The 22,420-nt window shown below is 73.6% G+C and carries 20 protein-coding genes; 11 read left to right on the top strand and 9 right to left on the bottom strand.

Features of this window, described 5'->3' with window-relative positions; translation table 11 throughout:
- Nucleotides 1-3: 3 nt before the first annotated feature.
- The 3 genes from AC4OR8_RS10900 to sepH all read right to left on the bottom strand — a co-directional run bounded on the left by AC4OR8_RS10900 (nucleotide 4) and on the right by sepH (nucleotide 5,242).
- Nucleotides 4-2,004, bottom strand: a complete 2,001-nt coding sequence (locus AC4OR8_RS10900; RefSeq protein WP_492165577.1) for an SDR family oxidoreductase — start codon at nucleotides 2,002-2,004, stop codon at nucleotides 4-6.
- 638 nt (nucleotides 2,005-2,642) lie between these two features.
- A complete protein-coding gene (locus tag AC4OR8_RS10895; RefSeq protein WP_492165576.1) occupies nucleotides 2,643-3,962 on the bottom strand; it encodes an HNH endonuclease signature motif containing protein in 1,320 nt (439 codons plus the stop codon).
- A 248-nt stretch (nucleotides 3,963-4,210) separates the two neighbouring features.
- The gene (gene sepH, locus AC4OR8_RS10890; protein ID WP_492165575.1) at nucleotides 4,211-5,242 is read right to left on the bottom strand and encodes a septation protein SepH; all 1,032 of its coding nucleotides are present in this window, start codon (nucleotides 5,240-5,242) and stop codon (nucleotides 4,211-4,213) included.
- Nucleotides 5,243-5,348: 106 nt separating this feature from the next.
- Between sepH and AC4OR8_RS10885 the strand changes: the two genes are divergently transcribed.
- Entirely contained in the window at nucleotides 5,349-5,984 is a 636-nt protein-coding gene (locus AC4OR8_RS10885) for a trimeric intracellular cation channel family protein (protein WP_492165574.1), read from the top strand.
- Nucleotides 5,985-6,026: 42 nt separating this feature from the next.
- Here AC4OR8_RS10885 and AC4OR8_RS10880 read toward each other — a convergent pair whose 3' ends face one another.
- Entirely contained in the window at nucleotides 6,027-7,274 is a 1,248-nt protein-coding gene (locus AC4OR8_RS10880) for an MFS transporter (RefSeq protein WP_492165573.1), read from the bottom strand.
- Between the two features lie 143 nt (nucleotides 7,275-7,417).
- Here AC4OR8_RS10880 and AC4OR8_RS10875 point away from each other — a divergent pair, with 143 nt between their 5' ends.
- From AC4OR8_RS10875 to AC4OR8_RS10865, 3 genes are all read left to right on the top strand, one after another.
- Entirely contained in the window at nucleotides 7,418-8,593 is a 1,176-nt protein-coding gene (locus tag AC4OR8_RS10875; protein ID WP_492165572.1) for a ferrochelatase, read from the top strand.
- Between the two features lie 20 nt (nucleotides 8,594-8,613).
- Nucleotides 8,614-9,435: an inositol monophosphatase family protein gene (locus tag AC4OR8_RS10870; protein WP_492165571.1), complete on the top strand. Its 822-nt coding sequence runs from the start codon at nucleotides 8,614-8,616 to the stop codon at nucleotides 9,433-9,435.
- Between the two features lie 185 nt (nucleotides 9,436-9,620).
- On the top strand, nucleotides 9,621-9,911 hold the full coding sequence (locus AC4OR8_RS10865; protein WP_492165570.1) for a DUF4193 domain-containing protein: 291 nt from the start codon (nucleotides 9,621-9,623) through the stop codon (nucleotides 9,909-9,911).
- A gap of 114 nt (nucleotides 9,912-10,025) precedes the next feature.
- On the opposite strand, the gene AC4OR8_RS10860 is transcribed toward AC4OR8_RS10865, so the two are convergent.
- Both AC4OR8_RS10860 and AC4OR8_RS10855 read right to left on the bottom strand, forming a co-directional pair.
- Nucleotides 10,026-10,343 carry a DUF4235 domain-containing protein gene (locus AC4OR8_RS10860; protein ID WP_492165569.1) on the bottom strand — a complete coding sequence of 106 codons (318 nt, stop codon included), beginning with the start codon at nucleotides 10,341-10,343 and terminating at the stop codon, nucleotides 10,026-10,028.
- Nucleotides 10,344-10,362: 19 nt separating this feature from the next.
- Nucleotides 10,363-10,833: a DUF3093 domain-containing protein gene (locus AC4OR8_RS10855; protein ID WP_492165568.1), complete on the bottom strand. Its 471-nt coding sequence runs from the start codon at nucleotides 10,831-10,833 to the stop codon at nucleotides 10,363-10,365.
- 74 nt (nucleotides 10,834-10,907) lie between these two features.
- Between AC4OR8_RS10855 and dut the strand changes: the two genes are divergently transcribed.
- From dut to AC4OR8_RS10835, 4 genes are read left to right on the top strand one after another with little or no spacing between them, the layout of a single operon-like run.
- Nucleotides 10,908-11,459, top strand: a complete 552-nt coding sequence (gene dut, locus AC4OR8_RS10850) for a dUTP diphosphatase (protein WP_492165567.1) — start codon at nucleotides 10,908-10,910, stop codon at nucleotides 11,457-11,459.
- Nucleotides 11,456-12,217 carry a DUF3710 domain-containing protein gene (locus AC4OR8_RS10845; RefSeq protein WP_492165566.1) on the top strand — a complete coding sequence of 254 codons (762 nt, stop codon included), beginning with the start codon at nucleotides 11,456-11,458 and terminating at the stop codon, nucleotides 12,215-12,217. The genes dut and AC4OR8_RS10845 overlap by 4 nt, the downstream gene beginning before the upstream one ends.
- A gap of 4 nt (nucleotides 12,218-12,221) precedes the next feature.
- The gene (locus tag AC4OR8_RS10840) at nucleotides 12,222-12,584 is read left to right on the top strand and encodes an OB-fold nucleic acid binding domain-containing protein (protein ID WP_492165565.1); all 363 of its coding nucleotides are present in this window, start codon (nucleotides 12,222-12,224) and stop codon (nucleotides 12,582-12,584) included.
- Nucleotides 12,581-13,315 (top strand): DUF3159 domain-containing protein, encoded by a 735-nt coding sequence (locus AC4OR8_RS10835; protein WP_492165564.1) that lies wholly within the window; start codon nucleotides 12,581-12,583, stop codon nucleotides 13,313-13,315. The genes AC4OR8_RS10840 and AC4OR8_RS10835 overlap by 4 nt, the downstream gene beginning before the upstream one ends.
- 40 nt (nucleotides 13,316-13,355) lie before the next feature.
- Here the strand turns inward: AC4OR8_RS10835 and AC4OR8_RS10830 are convergent, their stop codons facing one another.
- Both AC4OR8_RS10830 and AC4OR8_RS10825 read right to left on the bottom strand, forming a co-directional pair.
- On the bottom strand, nucleotides 13,356-14,027 hold the full coding sequence (locus AC4OR8_RS10830) for a potassium channel family protein (protein ID WP_492165563.1): 672 nt from the start codon (nucleotides 14,025-14,027) through the stop codon (nucleotides 13,356-13,358).
- 1 nt (nucleotide 14,028) lies between these two features.
- Nucleotides 14,029-14,676, bottom strand: coding sequence for a potassium channel family protein (locus AC4OR8_RS10825; protein ID WP_492166411.1), 648 nt, complete (start codon nucleotides 14,674-14,676; stop codon nucleotides 14,029-14,031).
- 47 nt (nucleotides 14,677-14,723) lie between these two features.
- Here AC4OR8_RS10825 and AC4OR8_RS10820 point away from each other — a divergent pair, with 47 nt between their 5' ends.
- The 3 genes from AC4OR8_RS10820 to AC4OR8_RS10810 all read left to right on the top strand — a co-directional run bounded on the left by AC4OR8_RS10820 (nucleotide 14,724) and on the right by AC4OR8_RS10810 (nucleotide 20,983).
- Nucleotides 14,724-16,766 carry an APC family permease gene (locus tag AC4OR8_RS10820; RefSeq protein ID WP_492165562.1) on the top strand — a complete coding sequence of 681 codons (2,043 nt, stop codon included), beginning with the start codon at nucleotides 14,724-14,726 and terminating at the stop codon, nucleotides 16,764-16,766.
- Nucleotides 16,763-17,938 carry a class I SAM-dependent RNA methyltransferase gene (locus AC4OR8_RS10815; RefSeq protein ID WP_492165561.1) on the top strand — a complete coding sequence of 392 codons (1,176 nt, stop codon included), beginning with the start codon at nucleotides 16,763-16,765 and terminating at the stop codon, nucleotides 17,936-17,938. Before AC4OR8_RS10820 ends, AC4OR8_RS10815 begins: the two co-directional genes overlap by 4 nt.
- A gap of 198 nt (nucleotides 17,939-18,136) precedes the next feature.
- The gene (locus AC4OR8_RS10810) at nucleotides 18,137-20,983 is read left to right on the top strand and encodes an aconitate hydratase (protein WP_492165560.1); all 2,847 of its coding nucleotides are present in this window, start codon (nucleotides 18,137-18,139) and stop codon (nucleotides 20,981-20,983) included.
- A 101-nt stretch (nucleotides 20,984-21,084) separates the two neighbouring features.
- Here the strand turns inward: AC4OR8_RS10810 and AC4OR8_RS10805 are convergent, their stop codons facing one another.
- On the bottom strand, nucleotides 21,085-22,356 hold the full coding sequence (locus AC4OR8_RS10805; protein ID WP_492166410.1) for an alpha/beta fold hydrolase: 1,272 nt from the start codon (nucleotides 22,354-22,356) through the stop codon (nucleotides 21,085-21,087).
- Nucleotides 22,357-22,420: the final 64 nt, after the last annotated feature.

Here is a 22,420-nt window from a genome sequence, read left to right as displayed (position 1 = left end):
GGCTCACCAGTGCACGCCACGGAACAGCCGGGCCAGCATGATCTGCTCCGACTCGCGGGCGGGGTCGTCGCCGCGGGCCGCTGCGGAGTCGGGGAACACGTGGAAGGCCATGTTCAGCACCCGGAACGCCAGCTTGGGCGCCAGGGTGTGCAGCACGGCCCCGGCGTTGCCGAGGGCGGTGTTGATCTCGTGGGGCCGCTCCACCATCGCGCGCACGACGAGGTCGGCGGCCTGCGCCGGGGAGATCGTGGGGAACTTGTCGTAGATCTTGGTCGGGGCGATCATCGGCGTGCGCACCAGCGGCATGTGGATGCCGGTGAAGGTGACGCCGTCGCCGACGAGCTCGGAGGCGACCACGTTGCTCCACGAGTCGAGCGCCGACTTCGAGGCGACGTACGCCGAGAAGCGCGGCGGGTTGGTCTGCACCCCGATCGAGGAGACGTTCACGACGTGCCCGCTGCGCTGCGCGCGCATGGTGGGCAGCAGGCCCATCACCAGGCGGATCGCGCCGAAGTAGTTGAGCTGCATGGTGCGCTCGAAGTCGTGGAAGCGGTCCTGCGACAGCGCCAGCGAGCGGCGGATCGAGCGGCCGGCGTTGTTGACCACGACGTCGACCGAGGGCAGGTCGGCGACGAGCTGGGTGCACAGCGCGTCGATGGCCTCGAGGTCGGAGAGGTCGCAGGGGTAGACGTGGGCGGTGCCGCCGTGGTGCTCGATGAGCGCCCGGGTCTCCTCCAGCTTGTCCTTGCCGCGTGCCACCAGCACGGGGATGCCGCCGGCCTGCGCCACCTTCAGCGCGGTCGCCTGGCCGATGCCGGAGGAGGCACCGGTGATCACCACGTGGCGACCGGCCAGGGCGTTGCGGGTGGCGCGGTCGTTGCCGGTGGAGTCGTCGAGGTGCTCCTCCCAGTAGGTCCACAGCGTGTCGGCGTACGACTCGAGGTCGGGCACCGCGATGCCGGAGCCGGCGAGCGCGCGCTCGGTGCGTCGGGAGTCGAAGACGGCCGAGAAGCTGGTGTGGGCCAGCACCTCCGCCGGCACGCCGACGCGGGCGGTGAGCGGGTCGAGGGCGGCCTGCACCCACGGGTGGCCCACCACCCGGCCGACCAGGGCGGTGGGACGCAGCGCCCCGGGCAGGCGGCCCAGGGGGCCGGCGGTGGTCAGGCGCCGGTCGAGCGGGGTGGCGAACGTCGGGGCGCTGGCGGCGGCGCAGAACGCGTTGACCATCTCGGTCACCGGCTGCGGCTCGGGGTTGACCAGGTGGAACGCCTCGCCGTCGTGGCCGGGCAGGTGGGCGAGGTGGTCCATCGCGGCCGCGACGTAGTCGACCGGCACGACGTTGGTGTCGCCGAGGTCGACGCCCACCAGGGGCACCCACGACGGCAGCGTGTCGCGCAGCCGCTTCATCAGCGGGAAGAAGTAGTAGGGCCCGTCGACCTTGTCCATCGCGCCGGTCTGCGAGTGGCCCACCACGATGGCCGGGCGGTAGACCCGCCACGGCACCGTCGACTCCTCGCGCACCAGCCGCTCCGACTCGTGCTTGGTGCGGTGGTAGGGCGAGGGCAGGTGCTGGCCCTCCGCGAACATCGTCTCGTCGAAGACGCCGCGGTGGTCGCCGGCGGCGGCCACCGACGAGACCTGGTGGAAGCAGCCGACCTCGAGGTCGGCGGCGAGCTGCAGCGCGGCGCGGGTGCCGCCGACGTTCATCGCCTCGTTGGCCTCGGCGTCGGCGGTCATGTCGTAGACCGCGGCGAGGTGGAAGAAGTGCTCCACCTCCCCGACGTGCTCTGACACCCACGCGGGGTCGACTCCGAGGCCGGGCGCACCCAGGTCGCCCACCACCGGCGTCACCCGGTCCGACCCCCACCGGCGCACCAGCGCCTCGAGGCGGGCCAGCGACCCGGCCCGCACCAGCACGAACACCTCGCCCTCGCGGTGGTCGAGCAGCTCCTCGACGAGGTGGCGTCCGATGAACCCTGTGGCGCCGGTCACGAAGTACGACATGGCGGCAGGCTACTCGCCACGCCCGCTGGGGGCTCTGCTCGACCACCGCCGCGCGCCTTGCTCACCCGACGCCCCTGCCCGCCTCGGTGGTCGAGTGGCCTTCTCGGTGGTCGAGTGACGAGGAGCGCCAGCGACGAGGTGTATCGAGACCAGCTGACCGTCCGCCGGGAACTGGACCAGGGCAGGTGCCAGCGCTGGCTCCCGAGGTTTCAAGACACGGGCGCCAGCGCGCCCTGCCGACCATTGAACGGGGGATCGGGCGCTGCGCGCCCTGCCGACCAACGAACTGGCCGCTCCTCGGTGGCCGAGTGCCGAGGAGCGCTAGCGACGAGGTGTATCGAGACCGCCCACCCGTCCGCTGGGGACTGGCCAGGGGGGCTCCCAGCGCGGGCTGCGGGGGTTTCGACACGGGCGCTAGCGCGCCCTGCTCAACCAACGAAGGGGCCGGGCGCTGCGCGCCCTTCCCGCCAACGAACCCCGCCTCGGTGGTCGAGTGCCGAGGAGCGCTAGCGACGAGGTGTATCGAGACCACGGAACCATCCGCTGGTACGCGCCCAGGGCAGGTACCAGCGCGGGCGGCGGGGGTTTCGACACGGGCGCTGCGCGCCCTGCCGACCAACGAACGACAGAGGCGTCGCTCAGGTGAGGTGGGTGGTGCCCGAAAGGTCGACGGCGTACCGGTGCCCGTGGGGACTGGTCCATTCGTACGCCGCGGCGGCGGTGCGGGTGTAGGTCCAGCCGTCGTGGGTCTTGGCCCGGTGATGTCGCCGACACAACGACGCCAGGTTGGCAGTAGCCGTCTGGCCGGGTGGGCCGCCGTCGGACAGTGCCCGATAGGCAGCGATGTGGTCGACGTCGGATGACCGGGCTGGGCGGGTGCAGTGGGGGAAGCGGCAGGTGCCGTCGCGCTGCACGACCTGCTCGCGCATTCGGTCGGGGACCTCGTAGGCGTCGGTGCGCAGCTGCTCGGCGAGGTCGAGGACCGGCCGGACCGTCACTCGGGTGCCGGTGGCGCACCGGGTCTTGACCTGGTCGGCGGTGACGAACGAGCGGGTCCTCTCGACCCGGGCGAGGTGCAGGCCGGTGTCGTCGCGGAGGGCGGCGTCGCTGAGGTGGACGTGTAGCACGACCTGCCGGGCGGGGCGTCGGCGTGGGGTGGGCTCGGCCTCGGTGTCGTCGCGGGTCAGGTCGAGGGCCGTCTGGGCACGAGCGATCTCCCCGACTGCCATCGCGCGGCGGGCGTCCAGGGACTCGGTGCAGCCGAGGTCGGCCAGCTGCGCCGCGCAGTGCGCGACCGCGGCGTCCAGGTCCAGCGCGTCAGCGAGGTCGAGGTCGCCCTGCACGTGCATGGTGCCGAACACCGACACCTGGGAGGTGTCCACGTCGAAGCAGCGGTCGTCGGCCGCCTTCGCCGCTCTCAGCCGTGCCTGGTCGGGGTCGTGACGGACGATGGCCTCGTCGATCAACCGGTCCAGCGCCCGGAAGCCGATCTTCGAGGCCGCCGGCGCGACGTGGCGGTCCACGAACGCCGCCGCGTCCGGGCTCAGCGCCAGCGTCTGCTCCGCCACCCGGCGGGCGCGCCACACCGCGACGTCACCGGCGGTGACGCGGGACCACAGGTGGGGGAGGCGGTGGGCGATCTCGAGGGCGTGGCCGACGTACCGCATCCCGGCGTCGCTGGACATGCCCAGCGCAGCAGCCAGCTCCACCACCGCGAACTCCGATACGAGCGGCGCACCGACACCGGCGACCGCCAGCTGGCGGTCGGTGCCGGGCACGGTCGCTGCGTCCTCGAGCACGTCGTCGTACGGCTCGACCTCATTGGCAGCCGCCCACCTGACTGTTGCCACCAGCTGCGCCACCTCAGCGGCATCTGCCGCTGCCCGGTGGGTGCAGACCTCGCTCAGCAGCGCGTCGGTCGACGCGTCCTGACGGCGGTAGCGGAGGGCGCTGGGCATGCCCTCATTCTACTCGAACACGCGTTCGAGTGCAGTGGTTCTCCACCGGTCGATCACCCTGGTTGCGGGGTCTCGATACGCCTCGTCGCTGGCGCTCCTCGGCACTCGACCAGCGAATGGCGGGGGGTCTCGATACGCCTCGTCGCTGGCGCTCCTCGGCACTCGACCAGCGAATGGCGGGGGCTCGATACACCTCGTCGCTAGCGCTCCTCGGCACTCGACCGGCGGAGAGCAGGTGCGGCGGCGGGTCAGTCCTGCTTGCCGCCGCCGAACATGATCTCGTCCCAGCTCGGGACCGAGGCGCGGCCGCGGCTCTTCTTCACCGGACGACGCGGGGGTGCCTCGGGCTCGGGGGTGCCGGGCAGCGTGGGGGCGTCGTCGTCGACGACCGCGTCGTCGAGCGCGGCGGCGTCGGCCGCGTCGTCGCGGGCGGTGGCGTCGTCCTGGCCGCCGATGCGCTCACCGGCGTCGTCGTCGGGCGGGGTGGGGTCGAGGAAGGCCTCGACGGGGCTGTCGGTGGTGGGGGAGACCATCTCGATGGCGTCGTCGCCCAGCGGCAGCTCCTGGTCGCCACCGTCCACCGACCCGACGGTCGCGGCAGGCTCGGCGACCTCGTCGTCGGTCGGGGACCCGAGGCGGCGCTGGCGGGCCCGCTCGAGGTCGTCGCGCGGCTCGGCGGGGGCGGCGGCGGGCGGCGCGGTCGGCAGCGTCTCGCCGACGAGCCACCGGGCGTCGTCGTTGTCGAGCACGACGAAGTTGCCGGGCACGTCGAAGGTGAACTCGGCGATGCCCTCGCGCTGCGCGGCGGCGTACTGGGCGACCAGCGACCAGCGGCCGTCCTCACGGCGCCAGGAGTCCCACTCGACCTGGCCGGGGTCGGTGTCGTGGGCGCGCAGGTGGGACGACACGGCGTCGCCGAGGGTGCGCCCGGCCGACCCGTCGCCGCCGCGGCGACGCACCGAGGAGCGCTGGGCCCGCTGGGCGACGTGCTCGCGCTCGGCGAGCACGGGTCCGGCGTACGCCATGACCCGGTCGAGGTCGGTGCCGGCGGCCTCGGCGACGGCCTCCGGGGTCTCGCCGGCCCGGATGCGGGCCTGGATGTCGCGGGGGCGTAGGGCGCTGTCCATGGTGTTCTCCAACCGAGCGGGGCGTGAGGTGTCTCCGCGGAGTGCGGCGCGCAGCCGCGCGTCGTTGTCGAGGGTGTGCTCGACCCCGTCGTCACCCACCAGGAGCAGGCGCTTCCCGTCCTCGCTCACGCCGGCGAGGGTCAGGTGCACCATGGCGCGAGCCTACGCCAGCGCGTGCCCCTCGTCGGGGAGCCGGGGCACCGCGCGCCCGCCCGTGACCTGCGGCGACACCGTCGGGCGGCCTCGGTAGCCTCCCCGGGTGACCACGCCGGAGCCGAGCACCACGCTGCTCGTCCTCGACCTCCTGGGCATCTTCGTCTTCGCCATCTCCGGCGCCCTGGTCGCGGTGCGCAAGGAGCTCGACGTGTTCGGCGCGATCGTGCTGGCCGGGGTCACCGGTCTGGGCGGGGGGTTCCTGCGCGACGTGCTGATCGGCGCGGTGCCACCGGCCGCCCTCGCCGACTGGCGCTACCTGCTCGTGCCGCTCGCGGCGGGGCTGATCACCTTCGTCTTCCACCCCGCGCTGGGGCGCCGTGAGCGCGTGGTCAACGTGTTCGACGCCTTCGGCCTGGCGCTGTTCTGCGTCGCCGGGGCGCTCAAGGCCCTCGACTACGGCCTGGGCCCGCTGCCCGCGGCACTGCTCGGCATGGCCACCGGGATCGGTGGCGGCATCCTGCGCGACGTGCTGGCCGGGCGGGTGCCGGTCGTGCTGCGCGGCGAGCTCTACGCGATCCCGGCACTGGCCGGTGCGGGGGTGGCGGTGCTCGGCACCCGCGCCGACCTGCCCGGCGTCGGCGTCGTGCTGGTGGCCGCCGCCGTCTGCCTGGTGTGGCGGCTGCTCGCGCTGTGGCGCGGTTGGCAGGCGCCGCTGCCGCGCGGCCCCGCGAGCGTCTGACCCCGGGCGTACGCCGGCAGGGCGTACGCCGGCGGGGCGGCGTCAGCCCCGGGCCGGCGCCTCGCCGGGGGCGGGCACGTCGTGCGCCGGCTCGTCGTGCGCCGGGCCGTCGGCCGCGTCGCCGCGCGGCAGCAGCTGGGCGGCGACCAGCGCCAGCAGGCCCGCGCCCACCGAGACCAGGTAGGCCGCGGAGGCACCCGAGGAGTCGACCACCACACCGCTGATCGTGGCGCCGGGGGCGACGCCGGCGACGAGCCCGGTCTGCATGATCGCCATGCCCTCGGTGAGCCGGGCCCGCGGCACGGTGCGCTCGGTGAGCGACAGCGTGGCGACCATCGTGGGGGCGATGGCCACCCCGCCCACGAGCAGCAGCAGGCCCATCAGGGCGAGGGAGTCGACGAAGACCAGCGGCACCATCGCGGCCGCCATCGCCGCCGAGCCCCACCGCACCCGCACGGCCGGGCCGCGGCGCCAGGCCACGGCACCGGTGACCACGCCGGAGGTGAGGCTGCCCAGCGCCCACAGCGCGAGCAGCCCGCCCGACCACGCCTTGGCGCCCTGCTCCTCGGCGAACGCGACGGTGGTGACCTCCGCGGCCCCGAACAGCACGCCCAGCGCGGCGCACACGACGGCCAGCGGCGCGACGGTGCGCCACGGCAGCGGGGTGCGCGGGCCGGTGGTGTGGTCGTGGCGGTGGGCCGGCGGCTCGGTGCGGTGCTGCCCGGCGAAGGCGAGACCGCCGGCGGTGCCGGCCACCACCGCGACGCCGAGGCCGGCCACCGGGTGCACCGCCGTGGCCAGCAGGGTGACCAGGATCGGACCGACGATGAAGCAGGCCTCGTCGACGACCGCCTCGAGGGCGTAGGCGGTCTGCACGTCGGCGGGGCGGCTCAGCACGTAGGACCAGCGCGCCCGCACGCACGAGCCGATCTGCGGCAGGGTGCCGCCGGCCAGCGCGGCGACGACGTACGTCGTGGCGATCGGCCAGCCGGCCTCCACCGACCACACGAGCACGACCATCGACAGCCCGAACAGCACGCTGGAGGCGGTGAGCACCCGGCCCTGGCCGAAGCGGTCGAGGAGCCGGCCCTGCACCACGGCCATGATGGCGTTGGCCACCATGTAGGCCGCCGAGACCGCGCCGGCGACGCCGTAGGAGCCGGTGGACGCCTCGACGAGCAGCACGATGCCCAGGCCGGCCATCGACATCGGCAGGCGCGCCACCATGCCGGTGGCGGAGAAGAGCAGCGCACCCGGCTCGCGCAGCACCCGGCGGTAGGTCGACAGCATCGACGCGAGCGTAGGTCGGCGCCCGGCGCCCCACCAATCGCGGACCGGTCGTCGGTGGCCCGCGTGACGGGGGTCGCACGCCGTGGAGCCGGGTCGGGCCCGAGGGGTGAGGGCCGCCCCGGGCACCCACCTACGATGAGGACGTGAGCGAGAACCCCCTGGACGCCGTGGCCGACGTCGACGTGAGCCCCTACGACGCCCTGCTGCTGGTCTCCTTCGGCGGCCCCGAGGGCCCCGACGACGTCGTGCCGTTCCTCGAGAACGTCACCCGCGGGCGCGGCATCCCGCGCGAGCGGCTCGAGGAGGTCGGCAAGCACTACCACCTCTTCGGTGGGCGCTCGCCGATCAACGACCAGAACCGCGACTTCATCGCGTCGCTGGAGGCCGACCTGGCCGGCGCCGGCATCGACCTGCCGGTCTACTGGGGCAACCGCAACTGGGACCCCTACCTCGCCGACACCCTGGCCCGGATGGCCGCCGACGGGATCACCCGGGCCGCCTGCTTCGTCACCAGCGCCTACTCGTCGTGGAGCAGCTGCCGGCAGTACCGCGAGAACCTGTTCGACGCCGTCGACGGCCTCGAGGGCGCGCCCCGTCTCGACAAGCTGCGCCACTACTTCAACCACCCCGGCTTCGTGGAGCCGGTCGTCGACGCGACGCTCGCGGCACTGGCCGACCTGCCCGACGACGTGCGTGCCGGCGCCCACCTCGCCTTCGTCACCCACTCCATCCCGCTGGCGATGAACGACAGCAGCGGCCCGCCCGAGCAGGGCGGCGGCGCCTACGTGCGCCAGCACCTCGACGTCGCCGCGGTGGTCGCGCAGCGGGTGGCAGAGGAGACCGGCACCGTCCACCCCCACGAGCTCGTCTTCTGCTCGCGCTCCGGTGCCCCGCACGTGCCGTGGCTCGAGCCCGACGTCAACGACCACCTCGAGACGCTGCACGGGCGTGGGGTGCCGGCGGTGGTGATGGTGCCGGTGGGCTTCGTCTCCGACCACATGGAGGTCATCTACGACCTCGACACCGAGGCCGTGGAGACCGCTGCCGGGCTCGGCCTGCCGGTACGCCGCGCCGCGACGGCCGGCACCGACCCCCGCTTCGTCGCCGCCGTGCGCGACCTGCTCGTCGAGCGCGCCACCGTGGAGCGCGGCGGCGAGGTGGCCCGCGCCGCCCTCGGCGAGACCGGCCCGATGTGGGACGTCTGCCCGCGCAGCTGCTGCGCCAACCCGCGCGCGGCGCGCCCCGCGATCCCGGGCTCCGACCCGCTGCCGGCCGACGTGGCCGCTCGGGTCCCGGGCCAGTCGGTCCCCGTCGCGTGAGCGCAGCGGTGGCGCCGGGCGTGGGTGACACCCCGCGCGAGCTCGCCGACCTCGCGCTAGCGGTGGCGCGCACCGCGGCCGTGCTGGTGCAGGAGCGGCGCGCCGCCGGCCCGCAGGTGGCCGACACCAAGTCCAGCGACATCGACATCGTCACCGAGGCCGACCGCGCCAGCGAGCAGCTGATCCGCTCGCTCCTGCTCGCCGCCCGGCCCGACGACGCGATCATGGGCGAGGAGGGCGACGACACCCCCGGGTCCTCCGGGGTGCGCTGGATCGTCGACCCGATCGACGGCACCGTCAACTTCCTCTACGGCATCCGCCAGTACGCCGTGAGCGTGGCGGCCGAGCGCGACGGCGAGGTCGTGGCCGGGGTGGTGCTCAACGCCGCCACCGGCACCACCTACCGCGCCCACGTGGCCCACGACGGGGTCGACGCCGTCACCGAGTGCGACGGCCGGCCGCTGCGGGTGCGCCCCGGCACCGACCTGTCCACCACGCTCGTGGCGACCGGCTTCTCCTACGACCGGCGCGTGCGCGCGCTGCAGGCCCGCGCGATGGTGGAGCTGCTGCCGCGCGTGCGCGACGTCCGCCGGCTGGGTGCGGCGGCCCTCGACCTGTGTGCGGTGGCCGAGGGGTCGGTCGACGCCTACGTCGAGGAGGGCGTCAACCCGTGGGACCACGCCGCCGGCGGACTGGTCGCGCGGCTGGCCGGTGCCCGCACCGAGGAGCTGGTGGGAGCCGGTGGGCTGACCCTGCTGGTGGCCGCCCCGGCTGAGACCTTCGACACCTTCCGCGAGGCCGTGGTGGCCGCGGGATTCGCCGCGGAGCAGCGGGGGGCCTGATCCTGGGTGGAACGCCCCAGGAGGGGCACCGGGGGCCCTGGCCCCGGGGCCGCAGGACGGAATAGCCGCCCAGGGGCCGACGTTGACGCGTCGCCACACCAGACCGGTGTGCGCAGGCCGGACCTGATGGTGCACAATTCGGCGCCGACGGGGGCGACCGGCAAGGACGAGGGGAGTGACTGACGATGGCGACTGACTACGACGCACCGCGCAAGAACGAGGAAGACCAGTCCGAGGAGAGCATCGAAGAGCTCAAGGCGCGTCGCCACGACAAGAACTCCGGGAAGGTCGACGAGGACGAGGCCGAGGCCGCCGAGGCGTTCGAGCTGCCCGGCGCCGATCTCTCCCACGAGGAGCTCGCCGTCGAGGTGAAGCCCAAGCAGGACGACGAGTTCACCTGCATGAGCTGCTTCCTGGTGCACCACCGCTCGCAGCTGGCTGACAGCAAGAAGATGATCTGCCACGACTGCGCCTGACGCAGCACCACGGAGCAGCACGCGGCACGACGCCGCAGCACGGCACGAGGGCCGCACCCCGCCAGGGGTGCGGCCCTCGTCGTCGTCCGGGGTGCCGGCGTCGCCGGCAGGGGGTCAGGTGCGGGCGGGCGACTTGCGGCCGTCCTGGCCGTCCTTGACCAGGTCGGGGGGCAGGTGGCCGGTGGACTTCGCGTAGTAGCCGGCGGCCTTGCGGGCGGCGAGCATGCGCGCGATCTGGATCAGCGTGCCGCTGGCCGCGGCCCAGGCCACGGCCTCCCAGATCTCGACGTCGGGGTCGGCGGGGTTGGCCGGCGGGTTCTTGCCCGTCGCGGCCTTCCACGAGGTGTTCAGCGTCTTCTTCGCCACCGCGGCCGCGCCGAGCGCCGCCGCGAGGGAGAAGACCGACCAGATCTTGGAGCTGTCCGTAGCCATGCCTGGACCCTAGCGCGGGTCAGCGGCGCGGGCGTTCACCCGCTGCGGTGGTCAGCACTGCCGCCAGCTCGTCGGGTCGGCGGGTGCTGAGCAGCCAGTACGGCGTCGGGTCGGCGGGGTCGACCAGGCCCACCTTGACCGCGCGCTTGCGGTAGGGCCGCAGCAGCAGGTAGGCCCGCGCGTCGGCGTCGCGGCCGGCGGTGCGGCGGGTGGCCTCGGCGTCGAGGGCCTCCACGGACCCCACGTGGTGGAGCGCGATGCGGGCGCGGCCGGCGCGCAGCACGCCGTCGGAGACGCTGATCACCGCCGAGCCGTAGGAGACCAGCAGCGCGGTCATCAGCGCCACCGCGACGGCGGTGACCAGCCAGGCCACGATCCCGGGCACCGCCACGACCACGGCGAGCCACAGGCTGGCCACCAGCATGGTGCCCTGCGCCCACCAGCGCAGCGGCACGCCGAGGCGCTCGTGGTAGGTCGGCGGCGTGCTCACCGCACCAGTTTCCCACCCTCCGGGGGTGGTGGTGCGCCCGGGGCCGCCGGCGCGGTGGCCTAGGGTCGGCGGCCATGACCGACCAGTCCCACGACGCCGGGCCCGCCGACCTCGACCTGCCGGTCGTGCGCCTCGACCCCGACCTGCCGCTGCCGGCCTACGCCCACCCCGGCGACGCCGGCGCCGACCTGCTCACCACCGTCGACGTCACGCTGGCGCCGGGGGAGCGGGCGCTGGTGCCGACCGGGATCGCGCTGGCGCTGCCCGCGGGGTACGTCGGCCTGGTGCACCCGCGCTCGGGCCTGGCCGCGCGCCACGGCCTGTCCATCGTCAACAGCCCCGGCACGGTCGACGCCGGCTACCGCGGCGAGGTGAAGGTGCTGCTGGTCAACCTCGACCCCGCCGAGCCCGTCGAGCTGCGCCGCGGCGACCGGGTGGCGCAGCTGGTGGTGCAGCGCGTCGAGCGCGCCCGGTTCCGCGAGGTCGGCGAACTCCCCGACAGCGCGCGCGGTCACGGGGGTTACGGTTCTACCGGAGGCTTCGCCCAGACCCAGGCGCCTCCTGCGTCACGCCGCCGACCCGCGCCGACCGACCCTGACGACCCACCGAGGAGCACGCTCTCGTGAAGTTCCGCCGCAAGTCCCAGGCCAGCGACGAGGACGTCGCCGCCGCGTCGGCCGCGGAGGCCGCTGCGGCCGCTGCGGCCGCCGAGCCGGCCCGCGGACCCTTCGACGCCGACGACCTGCCGGACGACGGCGTCGCCCGCGCCGACCTTGGCTCGCTGCTCATCGAGCCCACCCCCGACCGCGAGCTGCGGCTCCAGGTGGAGGAGTCCAGCGGCCGGGTGCAGGCCGTGATGGTGGCCGGTCCCGACGGTGCGCTCGAGCTGCGCGCCTTCGCCGCGCCGCGCCACGGCGACCTGTGGGGCGAGGTGCGTCCGCAGATCGCCGACGACATGGTGCGACGTGGTGGCACCGCCACCGAGGTGGAGGGCCCCTTCGGTCCCGAGCTGCGCTGCGAGCTGGCCACCCAGCTGCCCGACGGGCGCACCGGCGTGCAGCAGTCGCGCATCATCGGCGTCAACGGCCCGCGGTGGATGCTGCGCGCCACCCTGATCGGCGGACCGGCCCGCACCCCCGAGGAGGCGGGCGACTGGGAGCACCTGATCACCCGCGTCGCCGTGCGCCGCGGCACCGGGGCGATGCCGGTGGGTGAGGCGCTGCCGGTGCAGCTGCCGGAGAACGCGCGCCGCGTGCAGCCGGCCGCGGCCCGGCCCCCCCAGGGCCCGGTCCCCGCAGCGACGGAGGCCGCCCCTCCGAACGCCCCCGAGGCCGAGCCCGACCCGGCCGCGCCCGACCCGGCCGCGCCCCGGCCGGCGGAGTAGCGCCGTGGGGGAGAAGAGCCGCCTGCGGCGCAGCATCAGCAAGTGGGCCAACAGCTCCGACCAGCACGCCCGCGACATGCGCGAGACCTACTGCGAGTCGGGCCACGACACGATCGCCACCGCGCCCGACCGCGAGCGCGTCGTCCTGCGCGGCACGCTGCGCACCGTGACCCTGCGCCCGCGCGGCGGCGTACCGGCCCTCGAGGCCGACCTCTACGACGGCTCCGGCGTGATCACGATCGTGTGGCTGGGCCGCCGGCGCATCGCCGGCATCTCCCCGGGCGTCTCGATGCAGGTGCAGGGCCGCATCGGCTTCCACGACGGCGTGCGGGTGATGTACAACCCGCGCTACGAGCTCATCCCGTGAGCGCACCGGCGCCGGGCACCGGCGACCCGGCCGCCGCGGCCACCGCAGGACCGCCGGCGTCGGTGGAGACCGTCGAGGCGGTCGTGCGCGCCCAGCTCGTGAAGGCGCTGGGCGGGAAGCGCGGCATGGTGGAGGCGGCGGTGCCGACCCTGCTGTTCACCGCCGTCTGGCTCACCACCCGCGAGCTCACCCTCGCCCTGGTGGTCGGCGGCGCCGCGGCGGCGCTCGCGCTGCTGGTGCGGCTGGTGCAGCGCACCACCGTGCAGTTCGCCGTCAACGCGCTCGTCGGCATCGGCATCGGGTGGTTCTTCGTCACCCTGTCGGCGCGCGGCGGCGGCACCGAGGACGAGCAGGCCCTCGCCTACTTCCTGCCCGGGCTCATCTACAACGGCGTGTACGCCGTGGCGATGGCCTTCACCTGCCTGATCCGCTGGCCCCTGGTCGGGTTCATGGTCGGCAGCGTGACCGGCGACCCCACCGCCTGGCACGCCGATCGCCAGGTCGTGCGGCTGTGCACCACGCTCACGTGGCTGCTCGCGGTGCCGTGCGTGATCCGGGTGGCGGCGCAGCTGCCGCTGTGGCTGGCCGGTCAGGCCGAGGCGGTGGACGTCGACACCGTCGTCGCCGCGCTCGGGGTGCTCAAGATCGTGCTCGGGTGGCCGCTGCAGCTCGCCGCGCTCGCCGCGATGACCTGGGTGCTGGGCCGCAACCGCACCCCGGTCGCCGCCTGACCGCCTGACCGCCTCGGCCGACCGTCGGACCGGCCCCCGCTCAGCCGCCGTGCGCGGAGGGGGCCAGCAGCCGCTCGAGCTCGTCCTCGGCCTCGGCCGGCACGACCAGCAGCAGCTCGTCGCCGGCCTCGACCGGCTGCTCCGGCGTCGGCACGTAGACCTGCCCGTCGCGCAGGATCGTCACCAGCGCGCAGTTGCCCGGAAGCGGGATCAGGCCCGACGGCTTGCCGACGTACGGCGAGTCGGCGGGCAGCGTCATCTCGACCAGGTTGGCGTTGCCCTGGCGGAAGGTGAACAGCCGCACGAGGTCGCCGACGCTCACGGCCTCCTCCACCAGCGCCGACATGATCCGCGGGGTGGAGACGCTGACGTCCACGCCCCAGGCCTCGCTGAAGAGCCACTCGTTGTTGGGGTGGTTCACCCGCCCGACCGTCCGGGGCACGCCGAACTCGGTCTTGGCCAGCAGCGAGGCGACCAGGTTGGCCTTGTCGTCGCCGGTGGCGCAGATCAGCACGTCGCAGCGCTCGAGGCGGGCCTCCTCGAGCGAGGACATCTCGCAGCAGTCGGCCAGCAGCCACTCGGCGTCGGGCACCCGCTCGGGCTTGATGGACGCGGCGTTCTTGTCGATCAGCAGGACCTCGTGGCCGTTGCCGATCAGCTCGCGGGCGATCGAGCGACCCACGGCCCCTGCCCCTGCGATGGCGACGCGCACGTCAGCCCTCCTCCGGTCCTCGGTCGAGCACGGCGTAGGCGTGCGCCGCGTTGTCCTCGCGGATCACGAGGTGGAGCATGTCGCCCTCCTGCAGGATCGAGTCCCGCGAGGGCAGCATGCCCTCGCCGAGGCGGTCGATCCAGGCGATCCGGCTGCGGCTCTGCTCCTGCATCTGCACCGTGCGGTGGCCCACCCACGACTCCGGTACCGACACGTGGTCGACGCGGATCGTGCCGCTGGGGTCGCGGAAGTCCGGCTCGGCGCCGGCGGGCAGGATCCGGCGCAGCACCTGGTCGGCGGTCCACTTCACGGTGGCGACCGTGGTGATGCCGAGGCGCTGGTAGACCTCGGCGCGGCCCGGGTCGTAGATGCGGGCCACGACCTGCTGCAGGCCGAAGGTCTCGCGGGCCACCCGGGCGGCGATGATGTTGGAGTTGTCGCCGCTGGAGACCGCGGCGAACGCGTCGGCGCGCCGGATGCCGGCCTTCTCCAGGACCTCCTGGTCGAAGCCGTAGCCGGTGACCTTGTCGCCGTTGAAGCCCGGCCCGAGCCGCCGGAACGCGTCCGGCTCGCTGTCGATGATCGACACCGTGTGGTTCCGGTCCTCGAGGCTGCGCGCGAGCGTCGAGCCGACGCGGCCGCAGCCCATGATCACAACGTGCACGCTGCGAACCGTATCCCGTAGCCTTCCCGGTCGTGGGGGTCGGCGACGTCTCGAAGAGAATCCTGCTCGGACGGAAGCTGCGGAGCTCCCAGCTGGGCGAGACGCTGCTGCCCAAACGGATCGCACTGCCGGTGTTCGCCAGCGACGCGCTCTCCTCGGTGGCCTACGCCCCCGACGAGGTCTTCATCATGCTCTCGCTGGCGGGCGCGTCGGCGTACGTCTGGTCGTGGAAGATCGCGATCGCGGTGGCGCTGGTGATGGCCGCGGTGATCGCCTCCTACCGCCAGACCGTGCACGCCTACCCCAGCGGCGGCGGCGACTACGAGGTGGCCACGGTCAACCTCGGCGCCCGCGCCGGCACCACCGTGGCCAGTGCGCTGCTGGTCGACTACATCCTCACCGTGGCGGTGTCGATCTCGTCGGGCGCCCAGTACGCCGCCTCCGCGCTGCCGGTGCTCAGCGGCCACGAGGCCACCTTCGGCGCGGTGCTGGTGGTGGTGCTGATGGCGATCAACCTGCGCGGCATCAAGGAGTCCGGCGGGTTCTTCGCGGTCCCGACGTACCTGTTCATGGTGGCGATCCTCGGCATGTGCGCGCTGGGGCTGTTCCAGCTGGTCACCGGCGACCTGCCGCGCGTGGAGTCCGCCGACCTCGAGATCACCCCCGAGGAGGGGCTCGACGGCCCGCTGACCACGTTCGGCCTGATGTTCCTGCTGGCCCGGGCGTTCTCGTCGGGCTGCGCCGCGCTGACCGGGGTCGAGGCGATCTCCAACGGCGTGCCGGCGTTCACCCGTCCCAAGAGCAAGAACGCCGCCACCACGCTGCTGCTGCTGGGCCTGATCGCCATCTCGATGATGGTCAGCGTCATCGTGCTGGCACGCCAGATGGGCCTGCGCTACGTCGACCCGCACGACCTCGACCGGCTGACCCGCGACGGCCAGCCGCTGCCCGCCGACTACGACCAGCACACCGTGATCGCCCAGATCGCCGACGCGGTCTTCCGCGACTTCCCGCCGGGCTTCTACCTCGTCGTCACCGTCACCGGCATCATCCTGGTGCTGGCCGCCAACACCGCGTTCAACGGCTTCCCGGTGCTGGGCTCGATCCTGGCCAACGACGGCTACGCCCCGCGGGCGCTCGGCTCGCGCGGCGACCGGCTGGCCTACAGCAACGGCATCGTGTTCCTCGCCGTGATGGCGATCGTGCTGATCCTGGCCTTCGACGCCGAGACCACCCGGCTGATCCAGCTCTACATCGTCGGCGTCTTCGTCTCGTTCAACCTCAGCCAGCTCGGGATGATCCGGCACTGGACGCGCCACCTGCAGACCGAGACCGACCCCGGCGAGCGGCGCCGGATGATGCGCTCGCGCGCCATCAACGCCGTCGGGCTGTCGTTCACCGGGGTGGTGCTGGTCATCGTGCTGGTCACCAAGTTCCTCGCCGGGGCCTGGATCACGATCCTGGCGATGCTGTTCTTCTACGCCCTGATGCGTGCGATCCGCACCCACTACGACCAGGTGGCGCTCGAGCTGGCCGCCGACGAGGAGGACCGGGTGATGCCCACCCGGGTCCACGCCATCGTGCTGGTCTCCAAGCTGCACAAGCCGACGCTGCGCGCGATGGCCTTCGCCAAGGCGACCCGGCCCAACGTGCTCGAGGGCGTCTACGTCTCCGTCGACACCGCCGCCACCGACGCGCTGCTCGCCGAGTGGGACGAACGCCGGATGGACGTGCCGCTGAAGGTGCTGCACTCGCCGTACCGCGAGCTGGTGCGCCCGATCGTCGAGTACGCCACCGAGATCCGCCGGGCCAACCCGCGCGGCGTGGTGGCCGTCTACATCCCCGAGTACGTCGTGGGGCGCTGGTGGGAGCAGCTGCTGCACAACCAGACCGCGCTGGTGCTGAAGGGGCGGCTGCTGTTCACCCCCGGCGTCATGGTCACCTCGGTGCCCTACCAGCTGCGGTCCTCGCAGATCGCGCGCGAGCGCCAGCTCAACGACGACTTCCGGGTGCGTCCCGGTGACCTGCGCCGCGGCCAGGTCGACCCCCGTGACCCCGAGGAGCTGCGCCGATGAGCCGACACCCCCGCCCCCGCAAGGCCCGAGGCCGCTCCAGGGCGGGCGAGCGCTTCGAGGTGGAGGTCGGACCCGTCGCCCACGGAGGTCACTGCGTCGCCCGGGTGCCCGACGGCGACGACCAGCGCGTGGTGTTCGTGCGCCACGCCCTGCCCGGCGAGCGCGTCGTGCTCGAGGTGACCGAGGGCACCGACGGCGACCGCTTCTGGCGCGCCGACGCCGTCGACGTCGTGTCGGCCTCGCCCGACCGCGTCGAGCCGCCGTGCCGCTACGCGGGGCCCGGCCTGTGCGGCGGCTGCGACTTCCAGCACGTCGCCGTCCCGGCCCAGCGCGAGCTGAAGGCCGCCGTCGTCCGCGAGCAGCTGCAGCGCCTGGCGCGCCTCGACGTGCCGGTCACCGTGGAGGAGGTGCCCGGTGACGACCACGGGCTGCACTGGCGCACCCGCATGCAGTACGTCGACCTCGGCACCGACGACGCCGGCCGTCGGCGCACCGGCATGCGCAAGCACCGCTCGCGCGCGGTGGTGGAGATCGACGAGTGCCTCATCGCCCACCCCGACGCCCGCGAGCCGGCCCCGGGGACGCTCGTCGAGAGCGTCGGGGGACTGGACTTCGAGGTGGCCGCCGACGGGTTCTGGCAGGTGCACCCCGGCGCCCCGGCCACGCTGGTCGACGCGGTGCTGGGTGCGCTCGCGCCGCGGGCCGGCGAGTCGGTGCTCGACCTCTACTCCGGCGTGGGCCTCTTCGCCCGCGTCCTCGGCGACGCCGTCGGCACCGACGGCCGGGTGGCGGCGGTGGAGGCCGACCGCACCGCCTCGCGGCACGCCGACGCCAACCTCGCCGACGTCCGCGCCCGGGGCACCGGCGTCGAGGTGGTCTGCGGACCCGTGGAGGCGGTGCTGGGGCTGCGCGCCGAGGAGGGCACCGACGCCGTCGACCTCGTCGTGCTCGACCCGCCCCGCACCGGTGCCAAGCGACCCGTCGTGGAGGCGATCACCGCCCGCTCGCCCCGCGCGGTGGCCTACGTCGCCTGCGACCCCTCGGCCTTCGCGCGCGACGTCGCGATCTTCGCCGAGCACGGCTACGCGCTCACCTCGCTGCGCGCCTTCGACCTCTTCCCGATGACCCAGCACGTGGAGTGCGTCGGGCTGCTCGAGCCCGCCGCCGGCTGACCCGGCGCCGTGGGGCGGCCGTGGTCCGCCCGGAATCGCTCGACATGATGTATCTTGACATCAAGACATATCGCGGCCCGTCCGTCGCCCAGGGTTAGGACAGCCTTCCTTTCAGGGGTGCCCGTCCCGACGGCAAGATGGCCGTGGCGGACCCCGGACGTCGACGCACACGCGACGCAACAGAGGAGATGGAAGCGCATGCCCAGTCAGGACAGCTTCGGTGCCAAGAGCACCCTGGACGTGGACGGCAAGTCCTACGAGATCTTCCGACTCGACGCGGTGAGCGGTGACGGCCTCGACGTCGCGAGCCTCCCGTTCAGCCTCAAGGTGCTGCTGGAGAACCTCCTGCGCACCGAGGACGGCGCCGACATCACCGCCGACGACATCCGCGCCATCGCCGGCTGGGACCCCGACGCCGACCCGAGCAAGGAGATCCAGTTCACGCCGGCGCGCGTGATCATGCAGGACTTCACCGGTGTCCCGTGCGTGGTCGACCTCGCCACGATGCGCGAGGCGATGGCCGAGCTCGGCGGCGACGCCACCAAGATCAACCCGCTGGCCCCGGCCGAGATGGTCATCGACCACTCCGTCATCGCCGACGTGTTCGGCACCCCCGAGGCGTTCGGGCGCAACGTGGAGATCGAGTACGAGCGCAACCGCGAGCGCTACCAGTTCCTGCGCTGGGGCCAGGGCGCCTTCGACGACTTCAAGGTCGTCCCCCCGGGCACCGGCATCGTGCACCAGGTCAACATCGAGCACCTCGCCCGCACCGTGTTCACCCGCGAGGTGGACGGCGAGCTGCAGGCGTACCCCGACACCTGCGTCGGCACCGACTCCCACACCACGATGGTCAACGGCATCGGCGTGGTCGGCTGGGGCGTCGGCGGCATCGAGGCCGAGGCGGCCATGCTGGGCCAGCCCGTCTCGATGCTCATCCCGCGCGTGGTCGGCTTCAAGCTCAACGGCGACCTGCCCGAGGGCACCACCGCCACCGACCTGGTGCTCACCATCACCGAGATGCTGCGCAAGCACGGCGTCGTCGGCAAGTTCGTCGAGTTCTACGGTCCCGGCGTCTCCGCGCTGCCGCTGGCCAACCGCGCCACGATCGGCAACATGAGCCCGGAGTTCGGCTCCACCATCGCGGTCTTCCCGATCGACGAGGAGACCACCAAGTACCTGCGCCTCACCGGCCGCTCCGAGGAGCAGCTCGCGCTGGTCGAGGCCTACGCCAAGGAGCAGGGCCTGTGGCACGACCCGGCGGCCGAGCCGCGCTTCTCCGAGCAGCTCGAGCTCGACGTCTCCACCGTCGTGCCGTCGCTGGCCGGTCCCAAGCGCCCCCAGGACCGCGTCGCGCTCTCGGAGGCCAAGACGTCCTTCCGCGGTGCGCTGGCCGACTACGTCGACGAGGGTGACACCGACACCGACCCCGACGACGCCGCCGAGGCCACCGGCTACGACGAGACCGTCGAGGAGTCCTTCCCGGCCTCCGACGCCCCGTCCCACGAGGGCGAGTCCTCGGCGCCGCCGCGCGACTACGTCTCGGCCGCCCCGGCCGACGGTGGTCGCCCGAGCAACCCGGCCCTGGTCACCCTCGCCGACGGCACCCAGTTCGAGCTCGACCACGGCGCCGTCACCATCGCCGCGATCACCTCCTGCACCAACACCTCGAACCCCTCGGTGATGATCGGCGCGGCCCTGCTGGCCAAGAAGGCCGTCGAGAAGGGCCTGCAGCGCAAGCCGTGGGTCAAGACGACGCTGGCGCCCGGCTCGAAGGTCGTCTCGGACTACTACGACAAGTCCGGCCTCACGCCGTACCTCGACAAGCTCGGCTTCAACCTCGTCGGCTACGGCTGCACCACCTGCATCGGCAACTCGGGCCCGCTCATCCCCGAGGTCAGCCAGGCCGTCAACGACAACGACCTCGCCGTGGTCTCGGTGCTCTCGGGCAACCGCAACTTCGAGGGCCGGATCAACCCCGACGTGAAGATGAACTACCTCGCGTCCCCGCCGCTGGTCGTCGCCTACGCGCTGGCCGGCTCGATGGACGTCGACCTGTTCACCGACCCGCTGGGCCAGGACACCGACGGCAACGACGTGTACATGAAGGACATCTGGCCCACCGCGGCCGAGGTCGAGGACGTCATCGCCGACGCGATCACCGCCGAGATGTTCGCCGAGGACTACGCCGACGTCTTCGCCGGCGACGCGCAGTGGCAGTCGCTGCCCACGCCCGAGGGCAAGACCTTCGCCTGGGACCCCGAGTCGACCTACGTGCGCAAGCCCCCGTACTTCGACGGGATGCCCGACGAGCCGGCGCCGGTCACCGACATCGAGGGCGCCCGGGTGCTGCTGAAGCTCGGCGACTCGGTCACCACCGACCACATCAGCCCCGCCGGTGCGATCAAGAAGGACTCGCCGGCCGGTCGCTACCTCGCCGAGCACGGCGTCGAGCAGCGGGACTTCAACTCCTACGGCTCGCGGCGCGGCAACCACGAGGTGATGATCCGCGGCACCTTCGCCAACATCCGCCTGCGCAACCAGATCGCGCCCGGCACCGAGGGCGGCTTCACCCGCGACTTCTCCGAGGGCGGCGAGGTCACCTCGGTCTTCGAGGCCTCGGAGAAGTACCTGGCCGCCGGCACCCCGCTGGTGGTGCTGTCGGGCAAGGAGTACGGCTCCGGCTCCTCGCGTGACTGGGCCGCGAAGGGCACCGCGCTGCTCGGCGTGAAGGTCGTCATCGCCGAGTCCTACGAGCGCATCCACCGCTCCAACCTGATCGGCATGGGCGTGCTGCCGCTGCAGTACCCCGCCGGCCAGAGCGCGGAGTCGCTCGGGCTCACCGGCGAGGAGACCTTCGCGGTCACCGGCGTCACCGCGCTGAACGACGGCACCACGCCGAAGACGGTCAAGGTCGTCGCGACCCGCGAGGGCGGCGAGGACGTCGAGTTCGACGCGGTGGTGCGCATCGACACCCCCGGTGAGGCGAACTACTACCGCAACGGCGGCATCATGCAGTACGTGCTGCGCAGCCTGCTCAAGGCCTGACCTGCTCCACCCCGGTGCCCCGGACCGCTTCGGCGGTCCGGGGCACCGGTGCGTGCGGGGCGGTCCGGGTGGGTGCCGAGCGGTTCGGGGGCGTCCGGCGCTCAGGCGGTCGGCGGGGGCACCAGGTCGAACAGGTGGCGCAGCACCGTCTCCGGCGAGGTGCGCAGGCCGTCGTGCTCGTGGGCGTCGGTGACCCACGTGCGCAGGCCCGGCACCAGCTCGGCGGTCTCCAGCGACAGCCGGGCGTCAACGTACGGGTTGCGGGCGTAGACGGCCGCGGCGCACGGCACCTCGCAGCCGGCCAGCGACCGCTCGTCGTACAGCCGGGGCCAGTCGCGCTGGGCGAGCAGGTCGGCGGCGGCGGCGAACGGCGCGAGGTCGGAGTCGTCGTCGAGGGTCGCGCGCAGCACGTGCTCGCCGAGGAACAGCGTGGGGTCGTCGTGGAACGCGCCGGGCATGGCCCGCTCGGCGGCCCAGCCGGTGACGCCGCCGTCGGCGTAGCAGGCCTCCTGCAGCAGCGTGTAGAGCGGGTTGCGCGACCCCCACGGCGTCTGGTGGGCGAGGTCGTGGCGGAACCCGCGCGAGAGGGGGTCGAGCTCGAGCAGGTGGTGGAGCACCTCCGAGCCGTACGACATGCCCAGCACGTTGCCGGCGCCGCGGAACCGGGCCGGGGTCAGCCGGTCGCCGTTGGGCAGCACGATGCGGCCCTCGGCGGCGAGCTCGTGCACCCGGCGCACGCGGTCGAGGTCGTCGGGGTAGCGCTCGTGGTGCAGCCGGTTGCGCTCGAGCACGGTGGCGTAGGTCGCGGCGTACACGTCGTCGAGGGGGCGCCCGACCGGCGGGACGCCGCCGGTGAAGTAGCCCGCGGCCAGGGAGCCCGGTGCCACCGACAGGTAGTGCAGCAGGCAGAACCCGCCGAACGACTGCCCCAGCACCGACCAGCGCTCCACGCCGAGGTGGGCGCGGAACAGCTCGGCGTCGGCGACGATCGCGTCGGCGCGGAACAGCGCGAGCCGGTCGGCCTGCTCCTCGGGCGTCGCGCCGACCTCGTCGGGCCCGCCGACCGGGGTCGAGCGGCCGGTGCCGCGCTGGTCGAGCAGCAGCACCCGGAAGTGGGGGAGCGCCTGCGCGAGCCAGCCGGGTCCGGTGGGCGACGCCGTCGGTCGCGGGGCCTCCGAGCCCGGCCCGCCCTGCAGGAACACCAGGTAGGGCCGCTCGCCGCCGCCGGACGCCACCACCTCGCGGGCGAAGACGACGATCGAGCCGCGGGCGGGGTCGGCGTGGTCGAGCGGCACCACCAGCTCGTGCTCGACGTGGGTCGTGCCGTCGGGCAGCGCGGTCGTGCGGGGGTCACGGGCGACGGGGGAGGTCATCACCGGGCCAGTCTGGCGTGTCGGGGCAGCGGCGACGACCCCTCCTGCGACCGGCCCCGTCGCG

Source organism: Nocardioides sp. FY1077, from assembly GCF_058681775.1.
This window is presented reverse-complemented; position numbering and strand designations above follow the sequence as displayed.

Excerpts from the sequence above, each read along its gene's own strand:
- AC4OR8_RS10900 (WP_492165577.1), bottom strand. The coding sequence starts at position 2,004 with ATGTCGTACTTCGTGACCGGCGCCACAGGGTTCATCGGACGCCACCTC.
- AC4OR8_RS10895 (WP_492165576.1), bottom strand. The coding sequence starts at position 3,962 with ATGCCCAGCGCCCTCCGCTACCGCCGTCAGGACGCGTCGACCGACGCG.
- sepH (WP_492165575.1), bottom strand. The coding sequence starts at position 5,242 with ATGGTGCACCTGACCCTCGCCGGCGTGAGCGAGGACGGGAAGCGCCTG.
- AC4OR8_RS10880 (WP_492165573.1), bottom strand. The coding sequence starts at position 7,274 with ATGCTGTCGACCTACCGCCGGGTGCTGCGCGAGCCGGGTGCGCTGCTC.
- AC4OR8_RS10865 (WP_492165570.1), top strand. The coding sequence starts at position 9,621 with ATGGCGACTGACTACGACGCACCGCGCAAGAACGAGGAAGACCAGTCC.
- AC4OR8_RS10860 (WP_492165569.1), bottom strand. The coding sequence starts at position 10,343 with ATGGCTACGGACAGCTCCAAGATCTGGTCGGTCTTCTCCCTCGCGGCG.
- dut (WP_492165567.1), top strand. The coding sequence starts at position 10,908 with ATGACCGACCAGTCCCACGACGCCGGGCCCGCCGACCTCGACCTGCCG.
- AC4OR8_RS10825 (WP_492166411.1), bottom strand. The coding sequence starts at position 14,676 with ATGGGCTGCGGCCGCGTCGGCTCGACGCTCGCGCGCAGCCTCGAGGAC.
- AC4OR8_RS10815 (WP_492165561.1), top strand. The coding sequence starts at position 16,763 with ATGAGCCGACACCCCCGCCCCCGCAAGGCCCGAGGCCGCTCCAGGGCG.
- AC4OR8_RS10810 (WP_492165560.1), top strand. The coding sequence starts at position 18,137 with ATGCCCAGTCAGGACAGCTTCGGTGCCAAGAGCACCCTGGACGTGGAC.
- AC4OR8_RS10805 (WP_492166410.1), bottom strand. The coding sequence starts at position 22,356 with ATGACCTCCCCCGTCGCCCGTGACCCCCGCACGACCGCGCTGCCCGAC.